Annotated in this window: 13 protein-coding genes and 1 pseudogene; 4 read left to right on the top strand and 10 right to left on the bottom strand. The window is 65.8% G+C overall.

Annotated elements, in window-relative coordinates:
* Positions 1-37: 37 nt before the first annotated feature.
* Both IFT67_RS07045 and IFT67_RS07040 read right to left on the bottom strand, forming a co-directional pair.
* Positions 38-328: a hypothetical protein gene (locus tag IFT67_RS07045; protein WP_107963770.1), complete on the bottom strand. Its 291-nt coding sequence runs from the start codon at positions 326-328 to the stop codon at positions 38-40.
* A gap of 30 nt (positions 329-358) precedes the next feature.
* Positions 359-562 carry a hypothetical protein gene (locus tag IFT67_RS07040; RefSeq protein ID WP_107963769.1) on the bottom strand — a complete coding sequence of 68 codons (204 nt, stop codon included), beginning with the start codon at positions 560-562 and terminating at the stop codon, positions 359-361.
* 56 nt (positions 563-618) lie between these two features.
* On the opposite strand from IFT67_RS07040, the gene IFT67_RS07035 reads away from it, so the two are divergent.
* Positions 619-879 carry a DUF2171 domain-containing protein gene (locus tag IFT67_RS07035; protein WP_056055125.1) on the top strand — a complete coding sequence of 87 codons (261 nt, stop codon included), beginning with the start codon at positions 619-621 and terminating at the stop codon, positions 877-879.
* 139 nt (positions 880-1,018) lie between these two features.
* On the opposite strand, the gene IFT67_RS07030 is transcribed toward IFT67_RS07035, so the two are convergent.
* The 8 genes and pseudogenes from IFT67_RS07030 to IFT67_RS07000 form a co-directional block, all read right to left on the bottom strand.
* Positions 1,019-2,938: a ribonucleoside-diphosphate reductase subunit alpha gene (locus IFT67_RS07030; protein WP_192145805.1), complete on the bottom strand. Its 1,920-nt coding sequence runs from the start codon at positions 2,936-2,938 to the stop codon at positions 1,019-1,021.
* 672 nt (positions 2,939-3,610) lie between these two features.
* Entirely contained in the window at positions 3,611-5,194 is a 1,584-nt protein-coding gene (locus IFT67_RS07025) for an ATP-binding protein (protein ID WP_446740807.1), read from the bottom strand.
* Positions 5,195-5,251: 57 nt separating this feature from the next.
* Positions 5,252-5,554 (bottom strand): annotated as a pseudogene (locus IFT67_RS20980) (PAS domain-containing protein); the annotation flags it as partial.
* A gap of 267 nt (positions 5,555-5,821) precedes the next feature.
* Positions 5,822-6,547 (bottom strand): haloacid dehalogenase type II, encoded by a 726-nt coding sequence (locus tag IFT67_RS07020; protein WP_192145803.1) that lies wholly within the window; start codon positions 6,545-6,547, stop codon positions 5,822-5,824.
* Between the two features lie 78 nt (positions 6,548-6,625).
* Complete coding sequence (locus IFT67_RS07015; RefSeq protein ID WP_244647191.1) at positions 6,626-9,280, bottom strand: EAL domain-containing protein; 2,655 nt, start codon at positions 9,278-9,280, stop codon at positions 6,626-6,628.
* Between the two features lie 57 nt (positions 9,281-9,337).
* Positions 9,338-10,930 (bottom strand): efflux transporter outer membrane subunit, encoded by a 1,593-nt coding sequence (locus IFT67_RS07010; RefSeq protein ID WP_192145801.1) that lies wholly within the window; start codon positions 10,928-10,930, stop codon positions 9,338-9,340.
* The gene (locus IFT67_RS07005; protein ID WP_192145799.1) at positions 10,927-14,205 is read right to left on the bottom strand and encodes a multidrug efflux RND transporter permease subunit; all 3,279 of its coding nucleotides are present in this window, start codon (positions 14,203-14,205) and stop codon (positions 10,927-10,929) included. The genes IFT67_RS07010 and IFT67_RS07005 overlap by 4 nt, the downstream gene beginning before the upstream one ends.
* Positions 14,206-14,211: 6 nt before the next feature.
* Positions 14,212-15,438 (bottom strand): efflux RND transporter periplasmic adaptor subunit, encoded by a 1,227-nt coding sequence (locus IFT67_RS07000; protein ID WP_244647190.1) that lies wholly within the window; start codon positions 15,436-15,438, stop codon positions 14,212-14,214.
* A 449-nt stretch (positions 15,439-15,887) separates the two neighbouring features.
* Between IFT67_RS07000 and rpiA the strand changes: the two genes are divergently transcribed.
* From rpiA to tal, 3 genes are all read left to right on the top strand, one after another.
* Entirely contained in the window at positions 15,888-16,568 is a 681-nt protein-coding gene (gene rpiA / locus IFT67_RS06995; RefSeq protein WP_192145795.1) for a ribose-5-phosphate isomerase RpiA, read from the top strand.
* Positions 16,569-16,637: 69 nt separating this feature from the next.
* Entirely contained in the window at positions 16,638-18,728 is a 2,091-nt protein-coding gene (gene tkt / locus IFT67_RS06990) for a transketolase (protein ID WP_192145793.1), read from the top strand.
* Positions 18,728-19,852 carry a transaldolase gene (tal, locus tag IFT67_RS06985; protein WP_192145791.1) on the top strand — a complete coding sequence of 375 codons (1,125 nt, stop codon included), beginning with the start codon at positions 18,728-18,730 and terminating at the stop codon, positions 19,850-19,852. Before tkt ends, tal begins: the two co-directional genes overlap by 1 nt.
* The last annotated feature ends 26 nt before the right edge of the window (positions 19,853-19,878 follow it).

The following is a 19,878-nucleotide window of genomic DNA, read 5'->3' as shown; positions in this document are numbered from 1 at the left end:
GAAATTTGGGAAACTGGGTGAAACGGTAAAATGGAAACTAGAAGCGGCTGGAACTGACCATCACGACGACCACGAAGACGACCGAGGCGATCGGTGCGGCGATCATCAACTGGCGACCGCGCTGACGGATCTTGGCGACGTCCATCGTGCCGGGGTTCCAGCCGGGGACGGGTTCGCTGTCGACCTCGGGATCGATGTCGAGCACGCGATCCGAGGACGACCTCGACCAGGGATTGTGATCGAGGCGGCTCCAGTGACGGCCGAGCATGACGTTCGCCATGCAGAGCACGAACACCGCGAGGATCAGGACCAGTGTGTTAAGGCTCATGGTGTGTTCAGGCTCACGGCGTGTTCAACGTCATGTCTCGGTGCTCCATTGCCACATCGCGGCGGCGGACATCGCGAGGACGATCGCGCCGGACGTCAGCATGATCCCGATCATCCGGAACGCATAGGTCTGCGGTTCGGTGATGTTCGGCGAGCGCAGGCGGAGCAGCATCGCGGTGCCGACGATTCCGAGCACGCCCGCGACCACGAACATGATAGCTGAACCATATGTCATGCGGCGAACTCGCATGACGTGCGTTGAGATGCCGAACCCACCACAGGAGAACGACCATGGTCGATGCAACCAAGATCCAGGAACATGCCGAAGTCATCGGCGCGGACGGCGTCCATGTCGGCACCGTCGACAAGGTCGAAGGCAACCGCATCAAGCTGACCAAGAAGGACTCGGGCGCGCAGGTCGTCGAGGGCACGGGCAGCCATGAAGGGCATCATCACTTCATCTCGCTCGGGCTGGTCGCGGATATCGAGGACGGCAAGGTCCGGCTTTCCGCCAACGCCGACGTGGCGGTGACGTTCGAAGAAGAGGCCTGACGCGAACGCGGTACGCATCAAACGCGCCGCATAGCCAGTCCGAACCCCGGTCCGCTTCGCGCGGGCCGGGGTTTTTTGCGTCAGGCGCTCCCCGGTCCGCGTGTCACGCGCCGGGGTCACGCTTGAACGCCGAGAGGCCTTACTGGCAGGCAAGGCACTCATCGTAATCCTTCGACTCGACGTCGATCTGGCGCAGGTCGATCGTGTTGTCCGCCTCGACGCCGCCGGCGAAGCCCGCGCGCTGAACCGACTTCGAACGCAGGTAATAGAGCGACTTGATGCCGAGCTCCCATGCGCGGAAGTGGAGCATCAGCAGGTCCCACTTCTCGACGTCGGCGGGGATGAACAGGTTCAACGACTGCGCCTGGTCGATGTACGGGGTGCGATCCGCCGCCAGTTCGAGCAGCCAGCGCTGGTCGATCTCGAACGACGTCTTGTAGCAGTCCTTTTCCTCGACCGAGAGGAAGTCGAGATGCTGGACCGAACCGCCCTGCTCGAGGATCGAGTTCCACACCGCGTCGCTGTTCTTCGACTTCTCGCTCAGCATCTTTTCCAGATACGGATTCTTGATCGAGAAGCTGCCCGACAGCGTCTTGTGCGTGTAGATGTTCGCCGGGATCGGCTCGATGCACGCCGACGTGCCGCCGCAGATGATCGAGATCGACGCGGTCGGGGCGATCGCCATCTTGCAGCTGAAGCGCTCCATCGCGCCGACGTCGGCGGCGTCGGGGCAGGGGCCGCGCTCGATCGCGAGCTGCATCGAGGCTTCGTTGGCCTGGCTGCTGATGTGCTTGAACATGCGCAGGTTCCACGACTTCGCCATCGCGCCCTCGAACGGGATGCCGCGCGCCTGGAGGAAGCTGTGGAAGCCCATCACGCCGAGCCCGACCGACCGCTCGCGGCCTGCGCTATAGGCGGCGCGCTCCATGCCGGGTTCGTGGCGGTCGATGTAATCCTGCAGCACGTTGTCGAGGAAGCGCATGACGTCCTCGATCAGGCCCTTCTCGTCCTTCCACTGATCCCATGTCTCGAGGTTCAGCGACGACAGGCAGCAGACCGCGGTCCGCTCGTTGCCAAGATGATCCTTGCCGGTCGGCAGCGTGATCTCCGAGCACAGGTTCGAGGTCGAGACCTTGAGGCCGAGTTCGCGGTGATGCTTGGGCATCGCCTTGTTCACGTGATCGGCGAAGACGATGTACGGCTCGCCGGTCTGGAGACGGGTCTCGACGAGCTTCTGGAACAGCGAGCGCGCGTCGACGGTGGCGCGGATCGCCTGGTCCTTTGGCGAGCGGAGGTGCCATTCCTCACCGTTGCGGACGGCCTCCATGAAGGCGTCGGTGATCAGCACGCCGTGGTGGAGGTTCAAAGCCTTGCGGTTGAAATCGCCCGAGGGTTTGCGGATTTCGAGGAATTCCTCGATCTCGGGGTGCGAGACGTCGAGATAGACTGCGGCCGAACCGCGGCGCAGCGAGCCCTGGCTGATCGCGAGCGTCAGCGAATCCATGACGCGGACGAACGGGATGATGCCGCTGGTCTTGCCGTTGAGGCCGACCGGCTCGCCGATGCCGCGGACGTTGCCCCAATAGGTGCCGATGCCGCCGCCGCGCGAGGCGAGCCAGACATTCTCGTTCCAGGTGTCGACGATCCCGCCGAGGCTGTCGGGGACCGAGTTGAGGTAGCACGAGATCGGCAGGCCGCGGCCGGTGCCGCCGTTCGACAGAACGGGGGTGGCGGGCATGAACCAGAGCTTCGAGATCGCGTCGTACAGCCGCTGCGCATGGCCGGCGTCGTCGGCATAGGCGGAGGCGACGCGGACGAACAGGTCCTGGTAGCTCTCGCCCGGGAGCAGATAGCGATCCCTGAGCGTGTCCTTGCCGAATTCGGTGAGGAGCGCGTCGCGGCTATGATCGACCTCGACCGGGTAGATCTGCGCGCGCACGGAGTGGCTGTCCTGCGCCTGGCGCGGGGCCTTGGGAGCCTCGGCTTCGATGGTGGGGGCTGCTTGGTCGATCGTGTCTGTGGTCATGTCGCTATCCCGGCTGCTGTCTCTGAAATCCATCGAAACCGCTCCTAGTGTTCTGTATTCGTTCGAATCGGCGTCATGTCGCCATGCTACCATCGGACGGCCCCTAACGGGAGAACAAAAAGTGACCATCGCGGCGGTGGAAGGCGCGCATATGATCGGTTCGCATAGGGCTATGCGAGGGATGTTCTACCAGCGATTGGGTCCGCCCCCGAACGCAACCCCAAGAGATTGTGCCAAAGCGCGATGAGACGCAAGGGGGTGAAGGGGTGGTCGGGGGCTCGGTTCGTCGCGTTCGCGTGCGGGTTGGCCGGGCGGGATATTCGCGACGCGTGGACTTCTGCGGGGTTCAAGATGTGCAAGGGGGCGAAGGGGGAACGAAAAATTATTTAAGGGCGGAAGGTGGCAAATGTTTCTTCGGAGGGGAGGTGTGGGAGTGGGGCACTGGATATGGGGGACCGCTCTAGTTCCCCCGCGAAAGCGGGGGCCCAGGAGCCACGAACGTCGTCCTACTTGATTCCTGGACCCCCGCCTTCGCGGGGGAACGGTGGTGATGCGAAGGTAACCTCAAATCACCCCACCCCGGCGAAGGCCGGGGCCCAATTGGGGGACGGTGATAACGAAACGCAGCGCGCCGTTACGACCACCTTTCCACTTGGGCCCCGGCCTTCGCCGGGGTGGTGGCAATTGGGCGGGAGAGGGCCTGCTCTACCCCTCGATCATCGTCCGGATCTGCGTCGCCAGCGCTTCCATCGCAAACGGCTTGGTGATCATCGACATGCCCGGCTCCAGGAAGCCCGACGCCAGTGCGGCATTCTCCGCATAGCCCGTCATGAACAGCACGCGGAGGTCCGGACGCAGCGCGCGGCCGGCGTCGGCGACCTGGCGACCGTTCAGGCCGGGCAGGCCGATGTCGGTGACGAGCAGGTCGACGCGTTCCATCGTGCGCAGGCGCTCAAGCCCGGCGGGGCCGTCATGCGCCTCGATCGCCTGATAGCCCAATTCGCCCAGGACCTCGACGATCAGCGCGCGGACGACCGAATCGTCCTCGACCACCAGTACGATCTCGCCCGCATCAGTGACGTGGTCCTGCGTCAGGCCGGGCAGCGCCTCGTCCTGCTCCGCTTCGCCGTAATGGCGGGGCAGATACAGCTTGATCGTCGTGCCCTGGCCGAGCTCGCTATAGATCCTCGCATAGCCTTCGGACTGGCGCGCGAAGCCGTAGATCATCGACAGGCCGAGCCCGGTCCCCTGGCCGATCGGCTTGGTCGTGAAGAACGGCTCGAATGCCTTGGCAATCGTGTCGGCGGACATGCCGGTGCCGGTGTCCGACACGCAGATGCACACGTAATGGCCGGGCCGGACGTCGCGCTGGCTGGCGGCGAAATGGTCGTCGAGGTGCGCGTTGCACGTCTCGATCGTCAGCTTGCCACCGTGCGGCATCGCGTCGCGCGCGTTGATGACGAGGTTGAGCAACGAGTTCTCGAGCTGGTTGGGATCGCACAATGTCGTCCACAAACCACCGGCGAGCACCATCTCGAGCTCGATCTGCTCGCCGGTGGTGCGGCGGAGCAGGTCTTCGAGCGAGGCGACCAGCGGGTTGACCTTGACCGGGCGCGGATCGAGCGGCTGGCGGCGCGAGAACGCGAGCAAGCGGTGGGTCAGCGACGCGGCACGGTTGGCAGCGGTGGTCGCGCCGGTGATGAAGCGATCGAGTTCGCCCACCCGACCTTGCGCGACGCGGCGCTGGACGATCTCCAGGCTGCCGGTGATGCCCTGGAGCAGATTGTTGAAATCGTGCGCGATGCCGCCGGTCAGCTGGCCGACCGCTTCCATCTTCTGCGCCTGGCGAAGTGCCTCCTGCGCCTCGACCAGTTCCTGCGTGCGGTCGCGGACGCGCTGTTCGAGGTCGGCGTTGAGCGATTGCAGGTCGCGTTCGAGCGTCTTGCGGTCGGTGACGTCGGCGCCCTCGACGAACACGCCGACGACCGCGCCGGTCGCGTCACGGATCGGTTGATAAACGAAATCGACGTAGCGATCGTCGATCGGGCCACCGGGTTCGGCCTGGACCGCATACAGCATGCCGCGTGCCGTGAAGGCATCGCCGCTCGTGAACACGCCGTCGAGCAGGTCGAGGAACCCCTGTTCGACCGCATCGGGCAAGGCATCGGCGACGGTGCGGCCCAGCACTTCGCGGTGGCCGATCAGCTTGTCGTAGCCGGGGTTGGTCAGCTCGAACCGGTGCTCGGGCCCGCGCAACATCGCCATGAAGGTGGGCGCCTGCGCGAACATCTGGCTCATCCGCTCGCGCTCGTCGCGCAGCGCGCGTTCGGTCTGGACGCGCTCGGTGCTTTCGTACGTCGAGCAGAACATGCCCGCGATCGCGCCGCTTTCATCGCGGACGGGCGAGTAGGAGAAGGTGAACCAGGCGTGCTCGTCATAGCCCTTGCGGTCGGTGACGAGTTGCAGGTTCTCGAAGAACGACGCTTCGCCCGCCAGCGCCTTGTCGACCAGGGGACTGATATCGCCCCAGACATCCGCCCACACGTCGGCGAACCGTTGGCCGAGCGCCTGCGGGTGCTTGTCGTGCATGATGCGCGCGTAATGGTCGTTATAAAGGAAGCCGAGCTCGGGGCCCCAGGCGAGGCACATCGCAAATTCCGAGGCGAGCATCAGCGAAACGATCGAGCGGAGCGACTGCGGCCAGTGCTCGATCGGCCCCAGCGGCGACGACGACCAGTCGTGCGCGCGGATCATCGCGGCCATCTCGCCGCCACCGGTCAGGAAATCGGCCTCGGCCGTTTGTGTGGTCATCTCAAATTCCTGCCGGGTCGCACGCCGGGCCGAATTTTACTCCGGTGCACGTTCGATACGGCGACGCGTCGTGCGTTTCTACCGGTTCGCGGGCAGGTCGGCGGGTCATCGGCACAGTTCGTCCGCCAATCGCGTCAGGCTGTCGACGCTATGGTCCCAATCCTGCGCGGCGTCCGCGTCGGGTGCCGGGCGGCCGCCATATTCGTGCGGGCGGTCGACATAGGCGGTCTGCAAGCCAGCGGCGCGCGCCGCGGCGAGGTCGCTGTGGTGCGCGGCAACGAGGCAGAGTTCGCCGGGCGCAATGCCGAGAAACCCCGCGGTGGCGAGGTAGGATTCGGGGAGCGGCTTGTAGACGCGGCTGACTTCCGCCCCGAGGATCGCGTCCCAGGGCAGGCCGGCGCGGCGGGCCATTTCCAGCATCAGCGCGATGTTGCCGTTGCTGAGCGTGACGATCGGGTAGCGGGTCTTGAGGCGGGTGAGACCCTCGACCGAGTCGGGCCAGGGATCGAGCCGGTGCCAGGCGTGAGTCAGGTCGACGAGCGTGGCCTCGTCCAGCGCGGCGGGATCGATGCCGTGGTGACGAAGCAGGTCTTCGAGTGCCTCGCGGTGGAGCGTGTCGAGGATGACGAACGGTCGCCGTCCGCTGCGGACCTCCTGGAGCGCCGGCTGATAGCGTTTGCGCCAGCCGTCGGCGAAGGCGTGCGGGTCGATATCGGTGCGGCCGATGCGGGCGAGGATCGGGGCGGCGTCGCGCGCGATGCCCGAGCGCCAGTCGACGACCGTTCCGAACACGTCGAAGGCCAAGGCTCTGATCGGGAGGCGGTTTACCATGATGGAGAGACGGCGGGCGACGGTGGTTGGTTCCCGCTAAAAGCCGATCCGGCTGGCACGGGAGGACGGTTCGATCGCTCAGCCCGCGCGACGAAGACGCGTTCCCTGGCCCTGGTTGAGGCTATCGAGGTTGAACGCCTCGTGGAACTCGATCCCCGCCTTGCCGCCGCGCGCCCAGCGTACGCGGGCCGCGACCATCTGGTCCTCGAGCAGTTCGATCTGCATCTCGACGCCGTCGGGATTGCCCTTGATCCGCAGCCCGTCGAGCATCGCTCCCGACGTCGAAATGTCGCGGATCCTGACGTCGCCGCGGACGCCGTCCATCATGATGCGCGCCGAGCGCAACATCTTGGTGCGCGGCGCACGGCTCACCTTGAAGCCGCTGGCGGTAGCGGTCGCATCCTCGACCCCCAGTTGCAGCAATGCCTCGTCCGCGCGGACCGGGCGGCCATAGACATAGCCCTGGATATGGCTGCACCCGAGGTCGCGGACCAGATCGATCTCGTCCTGCACCTCGACCCCTTCGGCGGTCGTCTCCATGCCGAGCGTGTCGGCGAGCGTGACGATCGCCTTGATGATCGCGGCGTTGCGGTTGCCGGGTTCGGCGGCGCCTTTGACGAACGACTGGTCGATCTTGATCTTGTCGAACGGTGCGTTGCGCAGATAGCCGAGCGACGAATAGCCGGTGCCGAAATCGTCGAGCGCAAGCCGGACGCCGATCGTCTTCAGCGCCCTGAACATCCGCTCCGACGATGCCGTCTCGTCGAGAAACACGCCTTCGGTGATCTCCAGTTCCAGCCGGCCCGGTGCGATCCCCGATTGCGCCAGCGCGCTGGTGACGAGCGCGGGCAGCGCCGGATTGGCGAACTGGATCGGCGAGACGTTGACCGCGACGCGGACGGTGCCGGGCCAGCGCGCCGCCTCCATGCACGCGGTCCGCAACACCCATTCCCCGATCGCCTCGATCAGCCCGCATTCCTCGGCGACCGGGATGAAATCGGCGGGCGAAACGAGTCCGCGCGTCGGGTGGAACCACCGGATCAGTGCTTCGTAGCCGACGATCCGCGTCGTCTTCGTGCTGACGACGGGTTGATAGCAGAGGTGGAATGCGCCCTGCGATACCGCGGCGCGCAGATCGTCTTCGAGCAGTTTGCGCGTCCGTGCGCCGGTCAGCATGTCGTCCGAATAGAATCGGGCCACGCCGCGACCATCGGCCTTGGCGGCGTAAAGCGCGAGATCGGCGTTGCGGACGAGCGTTTCCGATGTGTCGCCGTCCTCGGGTGCGATGGCGATGCCGATCGAGCAGCCGATCGTGACCGAGGCGCCATTGATGAAATAGGGCTCCGAGAGCGACGCGATCACCTCACGCGCGAGCGCGCCAAGCGTGGTGCGATTGTCGATTCCAGGCAGCACCACCTTGAATTCGTCGCCCCCCAATCGCCCGACCAGCCCCGCATCGGCGATGCCACGCTGGAGCCGCTGTGCGACCTGTTGCAGCAGCGCGTCGCCGGCCTGGTGGCCGAGCGTATCGTTGACCGCCTTGAACCGATCGAGATCCATCAGGAACAGCGACGTGGCCCGGTACGGCCCGGTGTTCTGCGCAAGCGTCTTGTCGAGCGACAGCCGCATCCGCTGGCGGTTGGCCAGCCCGGTGAGGCCGTCGAACAACGCGAGGCGCGTGATCTCCGCTTCGGACCGGCGTTGTTCCGTCAGGTCGCTGCCCGAGCCGATGAAGCCCTGGAACCGACCCAGATCGTCGACGACCGGACGGCCCGAGATCGACCACCAGCGCTCGACGGCGCCCTCGGTCGCGGCGCAGACCGAATAGTCGGAAAACGACGTGCGCGACGCGATGTGGAACGCCAGCGTCCGCTCGGTGCCGGGCGTCTCGCTGTCCATCCGGAACAGGTCGATCAGCGGCTGCCCCACGGCGGTATCCGCCAGGCCCAGGTCTTTGGCGACCTTGGCGGACAGGTGGGTGACGCGGCCCTGGCGATCGGCTTCCCAGAACCAGCCGGTGCCATAGCTCTCGAATTCGGCGATCATCCTGATCGCGAGCCGTCCTTCGCCGGCCGCTTCGGTGCGACCGAGTTCCATCTCGTGATCGATCCGCGCGAGTTGCCGGGTTGCGAGCACAAGGCAGCCGAGAAACAGGAGCGCGACCCCGAGAGGCACGCCGACACCGGCCAGGATCGCCAGCATCACCACGATCCCGATACCCAGGCCGAGCGTCGCGGCGCGGACGGCATGGACCCCGACCGCGGTGACGATGAGCGTGCCCGTCGCTGCGGCGAAACACCCGAGCTGCAACGGGCCGGCCGGCAGATGGGCGACGGTCCAGAGCATCGACAGCAACACCGCGGAGGTCGACGCGACGAGGAGCATCAGAATGCGGTTGCGCTGATAAGCTGGCCATCGGCGCAGCATCGGCAGCCGCAACAGGCCGAAGATCGCGGAGGATACCGCGCCGAGGATCGCGGCATGGATGCCGATGACCGGCACGAGCACCCCGAGGCCGGCAGCGGACGGCGCGACGACACCGATGAGGATCAGCAGCGCGCAGGCGAGCGCCTGCGCCGCGAAGGTGAGCGGCCATACCGCGGCGGCCTGGTCGAGCTTTCGGCCAAGCATCGCGGCGATCTGTTCGCGCGTTTCCTCGCCCAGTCCGAACACGGCGGGAATGGGCAGTCGATCGCGCGCGCGGCGATCGGCAACGGGGAGGGGCGCGTACATCCACCCATTCTGGCTCGAATAGGTTTCGGATATGGTAAGATGCGAAGCGCCGACGCCTCAGTTCGTCTCGGACCTCGGCGCGCCGCTCATCGTCACCGGTTGCGGACCGCCTGCGGTGGCCTCCAGCGTCGAATCCCCGCCTAGCACCCGATAGAGCGTCACGCGGTTGCTTGCGCCGACAAGTTGCGTCGCGACGAGGTTGCGCTGTGCGGTGTAGAGCGAGCGTTGCGCGTCGAGCGAGTTTAGGAAGGTGTCGATCCCGCCGCGATAGCGCGCATCGGACAGGCGATACGTGTCCAGCGCCGCTTCGGAGAAGTTCTGGTTCGCCTTGAGCTGATCGGCGATCGTCCCTTGACGTGCCAGTGCGTCGGCGGTTTCCTGGAATGCGGACTGGATCGTCTTCTCGTAGGTCGCGAGCGCGGCGTCGCGTTGCGCCTTCGAATAGGCGACCCCGGCGATCCCGGCACCGGCGCGGAAGATCGGGTAGCTGACCGAAGGCGCGACCGAATAGTTGAACGCGCCGCCGCTGAACAGCGAGGTCAGCGACGTGCTGGCGAACCCAAGGATACCGGTCAGCGAGATCTTCGGGAACAGTTCCGCGCGGGCTGCGCCGATCTCGGCGTTGGTGGCGCGGAGCTGGTATTCGGATTCGACGACGTCGGGGCGGCGCAGAAGAATGCTGCTGTCGAGCCCTGCGGGCAGCGTGGCGACGGTCGGCAGCGCCTGCTCGATCGAGGCGGGCAACAGGCTGGCATCGACCGGTGCGCCGACGAGCAGTTGCAGCGCGTTGACGTCCTGCGCGAGCGCGGTGCGTTGCTGCGCGAGGTCGGACTGCGCGGTGAACAGGATCTGCTGCGCCTGGCGAAGATCGGTGCGCGGGGCGACACCGCCGCGCAGGCGCGCGTTGGTGAGCGTGACGCTGCGCTGCGAACTCGTCACGGTGTCCTGCGCGATCTTGAGCAGGCTCTGGTCCGACGCATAGGTGAGCCACGCATCGGCGATGTCGCCGACCAGCGTCAGGCGAGTGGCGCGCGCGGCGGCTTCGGTCGCGAAATAGCGATCGAGCGCGGCGCTGGTGAGGGAGCGGATGCGGCCGAACAGGTCGAGTTCGAAAGCCGTGGTACCGAGGTCGACCGAGAAGGCGCTGTTCGAGCTCGACGAGCTGACGACCGATCCGGTGCCTGTTCCGGTGCCTGTTCCGCCCGTGCCTGTACCGGTCCCGGTTCCGGTGCCCGTTCCGGTCCCGGTCCCGGTCCCGCCTGTTCCCGTACCGCCCGTTCCGCTCGTAACGGTGTTGCGCGTGCCGTTGCCGCCGCCCGAATAGGTGTAGCGGCCGCTGGCATCGACCTGCGGCAACAGGTCGGCGCGCTGAATGCGGTATTGCGCGCGGGTCGACGCGATGTTGGCGGCGGCGACGCGGAGATCGCGGTTGTTGGCGAGCGCCTGGACGATGATCTGCTGGAGTCGTGGGTCCTTGAAGACGTCGCGGTAGGTGATCGCGGGCAACGTCGCCTCGGACTGGCGCAGATATGCGTCGCCGACCGGAAGCGACGGCGGCACGGGAAGCTCGGTGCGCGCGTATTTCGGCGCGAGCGAGCAGCCGGCGAGTGCGGTGGACGCGGCGAGGATCAGGACTAGCGAGCGCATCATGCGGGCTCCGGCCGGTGAGGGCCCTGGGGTTCGGGCGGGCCCAATGGTTCGTTGTGATCCCCATCGGATCCGTGGCCGTCATGGCTCTGGAAGCCGGTCGGCTTGCCCCGCAGCTTGGCGATGCCGTCGCGCGCGCCGCGGCGGACGAGGACGAAGAACAACGGGATGTAGAAGATCGCGAGGATCGTCGCGGTCAGCATGCCGCCGACCACTGCCGTGCCGATCGCGATGCGGCTGTTCGCACCCGCACCGGTCGACAGCGCCAAGGGCAACACGCCGAGGATGAACGCGAACGAGGTCATCAGGATCGGGCGCAATCGGATCTTCGCCGCGGACAACGCCGCCTCGATGACTCGCTTGCCCTTCTTCTCCTCCTGCTCGGCGAACTCAATCATCAGGATCGCGTTCTTCGCGGCCAGCCCCATCGTCGTCAGCAGGCCGATCTGGAGATACACGTCGTTGATGAGACCCCTCAGTGTCACCGCGAGGATCGCGCCGACGAGGCCCAATGGGATCACGAGCAGCACCGCGATCGGGATCGACCAGCTCTCGTACAGCGCGGCGAGGCACAGGAACACGACCAGCAGCGACAGGCCGTAGAGGATCGGTGCCTGGCCTGAGGACAGGCGTTCCTGATACGACAGGCCCGACCAAGCGACCGACGTGCCGGGGATCTGGCCGGCAAGCTCGGCGATCCGGTTCATCGCATCGCCCGAGCTGACGCCCGGCGCGCCCGAGCCCTGGATCTCGTACGAGGCGATGCCGTTGAACCGCGACAGCGTCGTCGGTGCCTGACCCCAGCTGGTCTTCGCGAACGACGAGAACGGCGCCATCTGGCCGTTAGATCCGCGCACGAACCACTGGCTCAGGTCGGACGGCTGCGCGCGGAACTGCGCGTCGCCCTGGACATAGACGCGCTTGACGCGGCCACGGTCGATGAAGTCGTTGACGTACTGCCCACCCCAGGCGGTCGACAGCGTCGAGTTCACGTTCGCCTGCGTCAGGCCGAGCGTGGAGAGCTTCTGTTGATCGGCATCGACGCGCAACGTGGCGACGTCGGGAAGTTCTGTGAGGCGGATCGCGGTCAGCGATGAGTCGGCGCGGGCGAGCGCGAGCAGTTTGTCGCGCGCGGCGTTGAACTCGACCTGGCTGAGCCCGCCGGCGTTCTGCAACTCCATCGTGAAGCCGTTCGACGAGCCGAGGCCGCGGACCGCCGGTGGCACCAGCGAATAGACCTGCGCGTCGCGGAAGCCGGCAAACGCCTTCGACGCGCGACCGGTGATCGCCTCCGCCGTGTTTTCCTTGCCGTGGCGGTCCTCCCACGGCGCGAACGAGACGAAGCCCTGACCCGTGTTCTGGCCACTCGCGCCGCCACCGCCGCCACCGCTGACGGTGAACATCGTGCGGACGTTGGCCTTCTCGTTGGTGTAGTAATATTGCTCGATCTGCTTCTGCAGCGCGAAGGTGCGGCCTTGCGTGGCGCCGGCGGGAAGCTGGAACTGGACGATGCCCGAGCCCTGATCCTCGGTCGGCAGGAAGCCCGTCGGCAGCCGCAGGAACAGTACCGCGAGCACTGCGACGATCACCGCGTAGATCAGCAGGAACAGCCACTTGCGGTCGATCACCGATTGGACGGCACCGGTGTATTTCTGCGTGCCCTTCTCGAACCCGCTGTTGAACTTGTCGCCAGCGCGCGTGAAAAAATGCGCGACCTTCGGGAATTTGCGTTCGCCCCAGCTCTTCTCGGTGTTGCCGTCCGCGTCCTTCTTCTTCTGCTTGAGCAGCGTCGCGGTGAGCGCGGGCGAGAGGATCAGCGCGACCAGCACCGACAGGACCATCGCCGACACCATCGTCAGCGAGAACTGGCGGTAGATCACGCCGGTCGAGCCGCCGAAGAACGCCATCGGCAGGAACACCGCCGACAGCACGAGCGCGATCGCGACCAGCGCGACGGTGATCTCGTTCATCGACTCGATCGTCGCCTCCCGAGGCGTCATCTCGGGATTTTCCTCCATCAGGCGCTCGACGTTCTCGACCACGACGATCGCGTCGTCGACCAGCAGGCCGATCGCGAGCACCAGCCCGAACAGCGTCAACGTGTTGATCGAGAAACCGGCCAGATAGAACACGCCGAACGTACCGAGCAGCACGACCGGGACCGCGATCGTCGGGATCAGCGTCGCGCGCCAGCTTTGCAGGAACACGAACATGACGATGACGACGAGGATGACGGCCTCGATCAGCGTCTTCACGACCTCGTCGATCGACAGCTTGATGAAGTCCGTCGTGTCGTTGGCGTAGGCGAATTTCAGGCCGGGCGGGAAGCTCTTGGCGGACTTGGCGACGAACGCCTTGACCAGCTCGGCGGTCTTCAGCGCGTCGGCGCCGGGCGCGAGTAGGACCGCGATACCGGCGCCGGGGTGCGCGTTGACGCGGCTGCGCGCGTTGTAGTTTTCCGCACCCAGCTCGATCCGGGCGACGTCGCGCAGCTTGACCACCGCGCTGTCGTTGGTCGTCTTCAGGATGATGTTGGCGAACTGCTCGGGCGTCTGGAGGCGCGACTGTGCGGTGACGGTCGCGTTGAGCATTTGCGTGTCGGGCTGAGGTTGCCCGCCGAGTTCGCCGGCGGCGACTTCGGTGTTCTGCGCCTGGATCGCGGTGGTCACGTCGCTCGGGATCAGCTGGTAGCTCGCGAGCTTGTTCGGGTTCAGCCAAATCCGCATCGCGTATTGCGCGCCGAACACGTTGCTGTCGCCGATGCCGGGAATACGGCCGAGCGGGTCCTGCAGGTTCGAGACGAGATAGTCCGAGACGTCCTGGTTGGTCAGCTTGTCGGTCTCGTCATAGACGCCGACGATCAGGAGGTTGTCGGGGTTCGATTTGCGGACGACGAGGCCCTGTTGCTGGACCTGCGTGGGGAGGCGGGACAGCGTCTGCTGGACCTGGTTCTGGACCTGGACCTGTGCGATGTCGGGATCGGTGCCCTTCTCGAACGTCACGGTGATCGTCACCGAGCCGCGCGACGACGACGACGAGCTGAAATAGATCAGCCCGTCGATGCCGGTCAGCGACTGCTCGACGACCTGCGTGACGCTGTTCTGGATGGTCTGCGCGTTGGCACCCGGGAAGGTCGCGCGGACGGTCACCTGCGGCGGCGCGACGTCGGGGTACTGCGCGATCGGCAGGCTCAAGATCGCGCCGATGCCGCCGAGCATCACGATGATCGCGAGCACCCAGGCGAAGATCGGGCGATCGATGAAGACACGGGATAACATAAGGGCTTAGCCGGCCTTTTTCTGGCTGGAGTCGCCGCCGGAGGAGTCATCCTTGGGCGCTTCGATCTTTTGCGCGGTGTTTTCCGGCACCGGCTTCACGCCCTGGTTCGGGGCGATCTTCGACAGGCCCTGCGTAATGATCCGATCGCCTGGATTGAGCCCGCTGGTCACCACCCAGAATGCGCCCTGCGTGCGGTCCGCCTTGATCTTCTTCTGCACCGCCTTGTTGTTCGCATCGACGACATAGACCGTCGCATTGCCCTTCGCATCGCGCGACACGCCCGCCTGCGGCACGAGGAACGCGCGCTGGTTGATCGCCTGCGCGAACTTCGCCTGGACGAACATGCCTGGCAGCAGCAGCCCCTGCGGATTGGGGAAGCGCGCGCGCAACGTCACGGTGCCGGTCTCGGTGTTGACCAGCGCTTCGGCGAACTCGACCGTGCCGGTCGCGCTATATTCGCTGCCGTCCTCGAGCGTCAGGCGGACTTCGGCGCGGGTCGCGACGATGCCGTTCTGGCCGAGCGAACGGCGCAGCGCGAGCAGGTCGCCCGAGGATTGCTGGATGTCGACGAACATGGGGTCCAGCCGCTGGATCTGCGCGAGCGGATCGGTCTGCGTCGCGGACACCAGCGCGCCGACGGTGAACAGCGACCGCCCGATACGCCCGGTGATCGGCGCGGGGACGGTCGTGAACTTGAGGTTGATCTGCGCGGTCTCGAGCGCGGCGCGGGTCTGCGCGACCGAGGCAGTGGCCTGGCGAGAGGTGGCGACCGCGTTGGTGTAATCCTGCTTGCTGATCGCTTCCAAATCGGCGAGCGGCTTGTAACGCTGCGCGAGGATGGTCTGTGCCTGCTGGTTGGCGCGCGCGCTCTGGAGGTTGGCCTGCGCTTCGTTGGCGGCGGCGCGATAGAGACGCGGGTCGATCTCGTAGAGCGGCTGGCCTTTCTTGACGAGCGTGCCCTCGGTGAAGAAGCGGCGACGGATGATGCCGGTGACCTGGGGGCGGACATCCGAGCTTTCGAACGCGGTGGTGCGACCGCTGAGTTCGGTGGTCATCGCGACGCTGGTCGGCTGGACGACGACATAGCCGACGGTCGGCGTGCCCTGGCCCGGTTGGCCGCCGCGGCCTGCCTTGCCCTGGGCCTTGTCGCCGCCGCCGGAGCAGGCCGCGAGTGCCAGTGCGGGCACCAGCAGAATGGCGCACCGCCGCGCAGAAATTCGTGTGGCTATCAAGTTTGGTAATCCGCGATCATGTGTTGGTCGGGCTAAACCACGAGGATGTACCAGAAGTATGTCAGTTGAAAAGCGGAGGCGAGAAATAGGGAAGAAAGAGTAACCTGTTTGATTGGTTGGGGGGTGAAGCGCTCGGCAAACCAAGAAGATTGTTTCCCCGCGAAGGCGGGGACCCAGGCTGGACTCCCGCCTTCGCGGGAGAACAAGGAGGGGGCGCTCCAGTAAGTAGCAACACAGCCGGCACTCACCGCACCACCCCGGCGAAGGCCGGGGCCCAATTGGAGAGGTGGTGATGACCAGGGACGACGCTCCGTTAGCAACGTTCCCCAATTGGGCCCCGGCCTTCGCCGGGGTGGTGCTTGTTGTGCGAGTCCTCCAAACCAAATTCTCTCGAGCGCGTTGAGCAGTGGTTGTCGGAACGAGCCCGGCATGACGGATGGGGTGGGCTGATGGCTTCGATCGATGATGACAAGAAGGCGGCTGCCGTTGCGGCTGTGGCCGAGGTGCGGGACGGAATGCTCGTCGGGCTCGGGACGGGCTCGACCGCGGCATTCGCGATCCAGGCGCTCGGCGACCGGGTCGCTCAAGGCCTGCAGATCCGCGCTGTCGTCACCTCCGAAGCTTCCGGCAAACTTGCCCGCGAACTCGGCATCGAGATCCTCGACTTTGCCGCCATCGCGCATGTCGACCTAACGATCGACGGCGCAGACGAGATCGACTCGCGGTGCTTCGCCATCAAGGGCGCCGGCGGGGCGATGCTGCGGGAGAAGATCGTCGCCGCAAGCTCGGCACGGATGGTCGTGATCGCCGACGGCTCCAAGCGCGTCGACCGGATCGGCGCGGCCAAGCTGCCGGTCGAGGTGCTCCCCTTCGCCAGCGCCTACGTCATGCGCGTTCTCACCGACAGCGGCGCCGCGCCCGCCATCCGCGACAACTACCGGACGGACCAAGGCAATCTCGTCATCGACTGCCACTTCGCCGACCTCGAAGACCCCCGCGCAACCGCCGCCACACTTGCCGCGATCCCCGGTATTCTCGGCCACGGGCTGTTCCTCGACGAGGTCGATGCCGCGTATATTGCTGCGAACGGCGTCGTTACGCGACTGGAACGGACGGGTGCATCCGACTAAAGGCATCCTATGTTGGCAACCAGATCGGATGCGCGGCGTTCGGTCACCGTCTAGAGCGAGGCTTCTTCCATGACCGATACCGCAACCGCCCCCACCAAGGCGGACCCCAAGCTGCACGAGGACAGCTCCCCCGAGCGTCTGGCGATCGATACCATCCGCACGCTGTCGATGGACGCGGTGCAGAAGGCCAATTCGGGCCATCCCGGCACCCCCATGGCGCTGGCACCGGTCGGCTACACGCTCTGGTCGAAGTTCCTGCGCTATGATCCCAAGCACGCCGACTGGCCCAATCGCGACCGTTTCGTGCTGTCGGTCGGCCATGCGTCGATGCTGCTCTATTCGCTGATCCACCTCGCCAAGATCGAAGAGATCGACGCCGACGGTAACAAGACTGGCAAGGAGGCCGTCAGCCTCGCCGACATCGAGCAGTTCCGCCAGCTGTCGTCGAAAACCCCCGGCCACCCCGAATATCGCCACACCACCGGCGTCGAGACCACGACGGGTCCGCTCGGCCAGGGTTGCGGCAACTCGGTCGGCATGGCGATCGCCGAACGCTGGCTTGCGGCGCGCTACAACAAGGACGGTTTCACGCTGTTCGACCATGACGTCTACACGATCTGTGGCGACGGCGACATGATGGAGGGCGTCTCGGCCGAGGCTGCGAGCCTCGCCGGCCACCTCAAGCTCAGCAACCTCTGCTGGATCTACGACAGCAACCACATCTCGATCGAGGGCGCGACTGATCTCGCATTCGACGAAGACGTTGGCCTGCGCTTCGACGCGTATGGCTGGAACGTCATCCACATCGACGACGCGAACGACACCGCTGCGCTGAGCCGCGCGATCGAGACGTTCAAGGCGACCACCGACAAGCCGACCTTTATCGTCGTGCATTCGGTGATCGGTTACGGCAGCCCCAAGGCCGGCAGCGAGAAGGCGCACGGCGAGCCGCTCGGCGAAGAGAATATCCGCCTCACCAAGCAGGCCTATGGCTGGCCCGAGGACAAGTCGTTCTACGTGCCCGACGGCGTCATCGAGCATTTCAACGGTGCGATCGCCGAGCGTGGCGCGAAGCTGCGCGACGAGTGGGTCGCGCTGACCGACAAATATCGCGGCGCCTATCCCGAGCTGTCCGCCGAGCTGGACCTGCTGCTCAAGGACGAACTGCCCGAGGGCTGGGATGCCGATATCCCGACCTTCGAGGCGGATGCCAAGGGCGTCGCCAGCCGTGACTCGGGCGGCAAGGTGCTCAACGCGATCGCGGCGAAGGTGCCGTGGCTGATCGGTGGTTCGGCCGATCTCGCGCCGTCGACCAAGACCGACATCAAGGGTCAGCCCTCGTTCGAGGCGGAGAATTACGCCGGTCGGAACTTCCACTTCGGCATCCGCGAACACGGCATGGGCGCGATCGTCAACGGCATGGCGCTGTCGCATCTGCGTTCGTACGGCTCCACCTTCTTGGTGTTCGCCGACTACATGCGCGCGCCGGTGCGCTTGTCGGCGATCATGGAAGTCGGCGCGATCTGGGTGTTCACGCACGACTCGATCGGTGTCGGCGAGGACGGCCCGACGCACCAGCCGATCGAGCATCTCGCCACGCTGCGCGCGATTCCCGGTCTCGACACGATCCGTCCGAGCGACGCGAACGAAGTCGTCGCGGCGTGGAAGGCGGTCCTGAAGGATGCCAGCACGCCGGCCGCGCTGATCATGTCGCGCCAGGCTCTGCCGACGCTCGACCGGACCAAGTACGCAAGCGCAGACGGGCTCGAGAAGGGCGGCTATGTGCTGGCTGACAGCGATGGCACGCCCGACGTGATCCTGATCGCGACCGGCAGCGAAGTGTCGCTGGTCGTCGAGGCACACGAGAAGCTTAAGGCGGACGGCGTGAAGAGCCGGGTCGTGTCGATGCCGAGCTGGTATCGCTACGAACTGCAGGACGCCGCGTACAAGGAAAGCGTGCTGCCGCGCGAAGTGCGGGCGCGCGTTGCGGTCGAGATGGCCGGGTCGATCGGTTGGGACCGCTATGTCGGGCTCGACGGCGCGACCGTGACGATGTCGACCTTCGGCGCTTCGGCACCGCTCGCCAAGCTGCAGGACAAGTTCGGGTTCACCGTCGACAATGTCGTCAAGGTCGCCCGCCAAGTGATGGAGACCAAGTGATGGGTGCGCTCAACGATCTCGAAGGCTTTGGCCAGGCGGTATGGCTCGATTTCGTCGACCGGAAGTTCCTGGAGGCCGGTGGCCTCCAGAAGCTGGTCGACGAGGACGGCTTGACCGGCGTCACGTCGAACCCGTCGATCTTCGAAAAGGCGATGGGTCATGGCGATGCCTATGACTCGACGCTCGCCGAATACGACAAGCAGCATGCCGGCGCGGCGACGATCGACCGCTACGAGCATCTCGCGATCCAGGACATCAAGGCGGCGGCGGAGACGCTGAAGCCGGTCTATGACAAGCTCGACGCGAAGGACGGCTATGTCAGCCTCGAGGTGTCGCCGTACATCTCGGACGATACCGACGCGACGATCGCCGAGGCGAAGAAGCTGTGGGCGGCGGTTGATCGACCGAACCTGATGATCAAGATCCCGGGGACGCTCGCGGGCGGTCCGGCGATCTCTTCGACGATCGCTAGCGGGATCAACGTCAACGTCACGCTGCTGTTCGCGCTCGACGCGTATATTCGCGTTGCCGAGGCTTATGCGGCGGGGCTTGAGGAGCGCGTGAAGCAGGGGCAACCGATCGACAAGATCGCCAGCGTCGCCAGCTTCTTCGTCAGCCGGATCGATTCGTCGATCGACAAGGAGATCGATGCGCGTCTGGAGAAGGGCGATGCCGAGGCCGAGGCGCTGAAGGCGGTCCGCGGCAAGGTCGCGATCGCCAACGCGAAGATGGCGTATCAATGGTATCTCGACTTCCTGAAGTCGGAACGCTGGCAGGCGCTCGCCGCCAAGGGTGCGCAGCCGCAGCGTCTGCTGTGGGCGTCGACCGGCGTGAAGGATCCGAGCTATCCGGATACGCTGTATATCGACACGCTGATCGGCAAGGATACGGTCAACACGATGCCGCCGAAGACGATGGATGCCTTCCGCGACCACGGGACTGCGGCGGAGACGATCACTCAGGACGTCGAGGGCGCGAAGCATACGCTGGCGGAAGCCGAGCGGCTGGGTCTCGACCTCAATGGCGTGACCGGCAAGCTGGTCGAGGAGGGCGTTGCGTCGTTCGTGAAGGCGTTCGACGACCTGCTCGGCTCGATCGCGAAGAAGCAGCCCGCGACGGCGTAACAAACTGCTCCCTCTCCCCTTCGGGG

The sequence above is a fragment of the Sphingomonas sp. CFBP 13728 genome, from assembly GCF_014841895.1.
Lineage (GTDB): Bacteria > Pseudomonadota > Alphaproteobacteria > Sphingomonadales > Sphingomonadaceae > Sphingomonas.
Note: the sequence above shows the minus strand (reverse complement) of the source record. Positions and strands in the feature narration are given on the sequence as shown.

What these genes read in the sequence shown, in the direction of transcription:
- tal (WP_192145791.1), top strand. Translation starts at nt 18,728, where the DNA reads ATGGGTGCGCTCAACGATCTCGAAGGCTTTGGCCAGGCGGTATGGCTC.
- IFT67_RS07015 (WP_244647191.1), bottom strand. Translation starts at nt 9,280, where the DNA reads ATGTACGCGCCCCTCCCCGTTGCCGATCGCCGCGCGCGCGATCGACTG.
- IFT67_RS07010 (WP_192145801.1), bottom strand. Translation starts at nt 10,930, where the DNA reads ATGATGCGCTCGCTAGTCCTGATCCTCGCCGCGTCCACCGCACTCGCC.
- IFT67_RS07005 (WP_192145799.1), bottom strand. Translation starts at nt 14,205, where the DNA reads ATGTTATCCCGTGTCTTCATCGATCGCCCGATCTTCGCCTGGGTGCTC.
- tkt (WP_192145793.1), top strand. Translation starts at nt 16,638, where the DNA reads ATGACCGATACCGCAACCGCCCCCACCAAGGCGGACCCCAAGCTGCAC.
- IFT67_RS07045 (WP_107963770.1), bottom strand. Translation starts at nt 328, where the DNA reads ATGAGCCTTAACACACTGGTCCTGATCCTCGCGGTGTTCGTGCTCTGC.
- IFT67_RS07020 (WP_192145803.1), bottom strand. Translation starts at nt 6,547, where the DNA reads ATGGTAAACCGCCTCCCGATCAGAGCCTTGGCCTTCGACGTGTTCGGA.
- IFT67_RS07035 (WP_056055125.1), top strand. Translation starts at nt 619, where the DNA reads ATGGTCGATGCAACCAAGATCCAGGAACATGCCGAAGTCATCGGCGCG.
- rpiA (WP_192145795.1), top strand. Translation starts at nt 15,888, where the DNA reads ATGGCTTCGATCGATGATGACAAGAAGGCGGCTGCCGTTGCGGCTGTG.
- IFT67_RS07040 (WP_107963769.1), bottom strand. Translation starts at nt 562, where the DNA reads ATGACATATGGTTCAGCTATCATGTTCGTGGTCGCGGGCGTGCTCGGA.
- IFT67_RS07025 (WP_446740807.1), bottom strand. Translation starts at nt 5,194, where the DNA reads ATGTTCGCGCAGGCGCCCACCTTCATGGCGATGTTGCGCGGGCCCGAG.
- IFT67_RS07030 (WP_192145805.1), bottom strand. Translation starts at nt 2,938, where the DNA reads ATGGATTTCAGAGACAGCAGCCGGGATAGCGACATGACCACAGACACG.